Genomic DNA, 3,686 nt, shown 5'->3' with positions numbered 1-3,686 from the left:
AGGGTTCGAACCCCTTCTCCCGCTCAAAGTTTTCTTCCTTTGGTGGTATTTGCAGGAGATGTTGCTTGATCTACTAGAGGCTCATAAACGGTATTCTGCTCGTACACTTATGGATGTTAGGTGTAAGGGGGTGATATACGGCGTGGTTCAGAATGAATTTTGCAGTACAGCGTGCGCTTCTATAGTGTGATTGTTTACAGGTTGCCCTTCAAGGCTGGTATAAAACTGCGTTCTGCAAGTGGGTGTGAGACGTTTGGGAAATGAATTCCTCAATAGTGTGAACTGACAGATCCACTTTAGTGTGCACGTGTAGGTTATTTCCAGCATTGCCCTTGAGTGGGGTATAAAACTGAGCTTCACAAATGGGAGTGCAACATTTTGGAAATAAATCTTCAATAGTGCATGCAGAGGGATCTGTTGCGTAGATAATGCGCGGATTGTTTGAGAACTTTCCGCCATTTTATGGAGATATAGGGCTACATAATTTCTGAAGCAAGCTCTTCTGCGCGTAAAATTACAGGTATAAGAGACTTTTCTTGATAGGCAAACGTAATACCAAACAGGCTGCTGTCGGATTGCGGTGACCATTGGCCTATATCGCCACGTTCGTTTTAGATGTAAGCTATTTTTGTCTATCTACTGCGATGTGAATCTGAAACTATTCCTTCTTCTGGGTGAGCATTGGAGGTTTCGTATTTTCCACTGCGCAATACACCACTTGTCACATGGACATCTGTTAGATGTGTGTTGTTATCCTCCAACTCTATATAATCGTCATCCTGACATGGCGTATCGGAATGTACATGTTTAGCTGCATCAGCTTGTGACATAAATACGTCGCTGGTGCCGTAAGACAGTAAACATGGTGAGATAGTATCGTCTATGTACTTTCCCGTTCGTCCTTCTATCGAGTTCTGAAGACATAGCATCAGACTGTTGCTGAGGGCAATATCCGCTACCACAAGGTCTTTTGCCTTATTCGATATTAGGTTTGCTGACACATGTATCCTGCCGAACGCTATTATCAGTACTAATAAATACATGGCTATAAGTACTGATACAGATATCGCCATAGTGGAGTAGTTGCTAAATCCTGGAACATCCGCGAAAAGCTTAGTAACAAAAGAGACCGTATCCATAACTATCTTTGGTCCTGCAATCAGGATTACGGCTGTTGTCAATAGACCAAGAAATCCTAGCAGAATACCTAGTGCAACTAAAACCCCGTCTCTATTCAGCATGCCCAGTGATATTGCACATATACCGCAAGCAGGGATACAGTTAGTCAAGGGCAATGGTATGGCAATGGATAAGGCACACAGTAAGCATGTTAACCCTATAATTCTCTTTCCTATTCCAGAAAAAATGAACGTAGCTCGCGGCTTTGTCCATCCTTCCATAACTTTTAGGAAAAAAGATGTCTTTTCTATTACTGAAGCCAAAGATGCGCGCTTGAAGGACTTTTTATCCAAAAAATGTGGCAACCATGGAGCAGAATGTCCCATCAATACCTGGATGGAAAATAGCGTCAACGGCAGAGCAAAAATTGGCGTGTGTACTGGTATGGTGGGAAGGGGAATACTTAGTGGGAGAGCCAGTAAAAGCATGAATACCCCGAATCCTCTATCATGCAATATAGTTTTCAGCTCCGAAAGAGTAACAGTATCCGCCTCTCCGTATCTCTCCACCTCCTTCAGTATAGCTGATACGGCCTTTCTACTATCGTCATCCATAAGAGAATTCTAAAGCAACTTTGTCACTAAAAGAAATACCATAACCACAAGATCATGTATAGGAGCACATATTATAAAAAGTGCCATAGTATCATAAACATCAACTCAGAGTAGCCGCATGTGGCGACAATGCAAAATGAATTTGTAACTCCTCTATCGTCTAGCAGCAGACGAAATGGTATCCTACTGCCTATCATGATAAGCCCTGTCACTCTCCGGCTCTGCAAGAGTTGTAGAAGGTAACCCTCGTATAAGAGGCTCAAACTCTTCAGGAGTATGAGCCTCTCTAGTATTTCTGCGAACATGCTCGTTCGCTTTATATTTTTGTATCACTTTATTTATCAAAGATGCAAAAGCCAGGGCAGCGTACAAGGGGGTAGGATCTAGGATTAGCATTAACAGGACCTGAAATATATGAAGAAAACAACCATATGAAATGCTGAGTGATGGTGAAGTTTGAACACAAACACACGTAAGAAGTGTACGGGATCCTGGGCATATTTTCAAGTTAGATCAGTGCTGCCGAAGGTGAGAGGGGAGTGAGATAGTGAGCCACAGTGTGGATATAGATATACATGTCAATAGGAGTATAAACTTACATTTTAATGAGTTTAGGTGGTGTTACGAGAGGTATTATTTGAGTATGCGTACTGTGATGCAGGGTGTGTGGTGACTTTTGTGATGTAATAATCTTTAGGAGCCTATCGGCTTATGGATGTGCATATTATTTGAGACTTTAGTTCTATTTTATGTAGATATAGTGAAAAGTACTATGATTCTTAGATGAACTTTCTAGGATATTAAATGGTGCCCCAGGGGTACTTTCTGATAAATGACTAGGACACTATCTGAGTCTCCATTGCTGTTCGACAGAGATATGGGACCAGATTGTAATGGAATTTTGCTTATCTACGCTGTAAGCGGGAGATATCCGCTTGTCTAGGAGAAATTCTATCTTCCTGTGCTCTGCCATGAGATGCAGCACTAGAAACACGAACGTCTGTCAAACGTGTACTATCCCTGTGTTGTCCACTACGTCTTTTACGCACATCACCATGAGGAGTACTTATGACATTGCATTCTTCTTCATAGCTGTCATTGTCTTCCAGTCCTACGTTATCATAATCTTGATATTGTGCTTCCTCATCGCTACTGTCGGAGCTATTACAACTTTGATAGGAATATGGCTTATCAAAACTCACATGTTTCACAGGCTTTTTACCAGCAATTGCCCCTTTTCCTGAGAGCAATGATGGTGCATATGTAGCGCCCATCATTACACTTCCCCCAGTGGGTGACAAGAATATGTCTGTAGTGCTATCTGTGAAAGTGTTGTTGCGGTGCCCAGGTTTGCTGTGAGTGGCTGATCTTCCAGCACCTTCTTTCTTTTTATCTAATCTTTGTCCTGAAGACGTAGAATCCTGTGCATAGTGAGGTACGCTACCGATAATGCCATTCCGTGGACATTGCTCAGATTGTAACTGAGGGTAGAAACCGCTATCACTAAGCTCTTCATCAGTATTCTGTGCACCAAGGTAAATTTTACCGCGACTGTTTGTATCTCTCTGTTCACTGCTTATAGGAGGACGTACTTTTTGCATGAAAGTCTCAGCACTTTCAAACATCTTACTCTTGATAGAGGAGAAGGCACCCTCTTGCTGCTCACGATTAGCTGCTCTACGACTCTTAAAATCTCCAAGAGTTAATCCTCGTTGAAGAGGCTCAAGCTCTTCAGGAGTGTGAGCCTCTCTAGTATATCTGCGAACAGGTTGCCGAGGCGGGCTCAGATCTGTGAGTTCTATTTCTTCTACACGCTGCTTCCTATGAGGTGAACGTGTACTTCTTTCTTGGGGTGTAGTGCCATAAGATACAGGATGGCTCACACGTGATGGGATAGGTCTATCTTCCTGCTCCTCAATCTCATCGTCTAGCTCCTCATGGCTTGGGCTATCT

4 protein-coding genes are annotated in these 3,686 nt (G+C 42.7%); 1 reads left to right on the top strand and 3 read right to left on the bottom strand.

All coding sequences use genetic code 11. The features are described 5' to 3' along the window. Nucleotides 1–190, top strand: a 190-nt coding sequence (locus R4I06_RS04455) for a hypothetical protein (protein ID WP_334414381.1), incomplete at its 5' end; no start/stop codon positions are given. 442 nt (nt 191–632) lie between these two features. On the opposite strand, the gene R4I06_RS04450 is transcribed toward R4I06_RS04455, so the two are convergent. From R4I06_RS04450 to R4I06_RS04440, 3 genes are all read right to left on the bottom strand, one after another. Beyond that, nucleotides 633–1,733 (bottom strand): exopolysaccharide biosynthesis protein, encoded by a 1,101-nt coding sequence (locus R4I06_RS04450; RefSeq protein ID WP_334414380.1) that lies wholly within the window; start codon nt 1,731–1,733, stop codon nt 633–635. 183 nt (nt 1,734–1,916) lie between these two features. Continuing rightward, nucleotides 1,917–2,129 (bottom strand): hypothetical protein, encoded by a 213-nt coding sequence (locus tag R4I06_RS04445; protein ID WP_334414378.1) that lies wholly within the window; start codon nt 2,127–2,129, stop codon nt 1,917–1,919. Between the two features lie 509 nt (nt 2,130–2,638). Further along, nucleotides 2,639–3,686, bottom strand: a 1,048-nt coding sequence (locus tag R4I06_RS04440; protein WP_334414376.1) for a hypothetical protein, incomplete at its 5' end; no start/stop codon positions are given.

The sequence above is a fragment of the Anaplasma bovis genome, assembly GCF_036903315.1.
GTDB lineage: Bacteria > Pseudomonadota > Alphaproteobacteria > Rickettsiales > Anaplasmataceae > Anaplasma > Anaplasma bovis.
Note: the sequence above shows the minus strand (reverse complement) of the source record. Positions and strands in the feature narration are given on the sequence as shown.

Excerpts from the sequence above, each read along its gene's own strand:
- R4I06_RS04450 (WP_334414380.1), bottom strand. The coding sequence starts at position 1,733 with ATGGATGACGATAGTAGAAAGGCCGTATCAGCTATACTGAAGGAGGTG.
- R4I06_RS04445 (WP_334414378.1), bottom strand. The coding sequence starts at position 2,129 with ATGCTAATCCTAGATCCTACCCCCTTGTACGCTGCCCTGGCTTTTGCA.